Source organism: Mesorhizobium sp. M7A.F.Ca.CA.002.05.1.1 (genome assembly GCF_003998335.1).
Classification (GTDB): Bacteria; Pseudomonadota; Alphaproteobacteria; order Rhizobiales; family Rhizobiaceae; genus Mesorhizobium.
Map to the genome: position 1 here is coordinate 1 of NZ_RZQI01001388.1, position 967 is coordinate 967.

Sequence of the window (967 nt, forward strand, 5' to 3'; positions counted from 1 at the left end):
GAGATCCGCGGAAAATAATGCCCGCCGCGCCCGCCCTTGTTCCGGACACGCCGGCCCATACGGTCGACGCCTTCCATCGCGGCCGGTTCTGGCTCGTCCAGCCCAAGCAGGGCGGCCATCGCGCCGGCATGGATGCGATGATGCTGGCGGCATCCGTGCCATCGACCTTTGGCGGGCGCCTGGCCGATTTCGGCGCGGGAGCCGGAGCTGCCGGACTGGCGGTGCTGTCACGCTGCCCGGCGGCAGAGGCGGTGCTTGTCGAACGCGCGCCGGAAATGGCGGCCTTCGCGGCGGCGACGCTTGCCCATCCCGGCAATGCCCATCTGAGCGATCGCGCCTCCGTGCTGGTCGCCAATGTCACCGTATCGGGCCGGGCGCGGGCGGCCGCCGGCCTCGCCGACAACGACTTCGACTTCGTCATCATGAACCCGCCTTTCAATGCCCCCCGGGACCGCGCCACATCGGATCGCCTGCGAAAGGAAGCCCATGTCATGGAGGACGGGCTGTTCGAGAGCTGGATCAGAAGTGCGGCGGCGGTGGTGAGGCCGCGCGGCGGGCTCGCCGTAATCGCCCGGCCCGAACAGCTCGGCGCCATTCTCGATGCGATCGCCGGCCGCTTCGGCGATGCCGAGATGCTCGCCGTCCACCCTCGTCCCGATGCGGCGGCGATCCGCATCGTCGTGCGGGCAGCGCTCGGGGCGCGGGGAAAGCTTGCCATACGCCCGCCCCTAATGCTCCACACGCAGTCAGGCAACGGCCCCGACGAGCGCAGCGAAATGATCACCAACGGCCTCGCCTCGCTGTTCGGAGATTGAGCTATTCTGCCCGGCGACATTGCCGTTGGCCGGGAAATCCCTACATGCCTGCAACCCACCGACCGGAGACCGCGCCCTCGTGAAACGCCTTATCAACCGCCTGCTGCCGAAAGCCTGGCGCTCCACCGTCGTCACCATTCCGGTGATCCGGC

At 68.8% G+C, this 967-nt stretch carries 1 protein-coding gene; it reads left to right on the top strand.

What is annotated here, in order from left to right:
- The first annotated feature begins 17 nt into the window (after nt 1–17).
- Nucleotides 18–815, top strand: a complete 798-nt coding sequence (locus EN939_RS35790; protein WP_127272009.1) for a tRNA1(Val) (adenine(37)-N6)-methyltransferase — start codon at nt 18–20, stop codon at nt 813–815.
- Nucleotides 816–967: the final 152 nt, after the last annotated feature.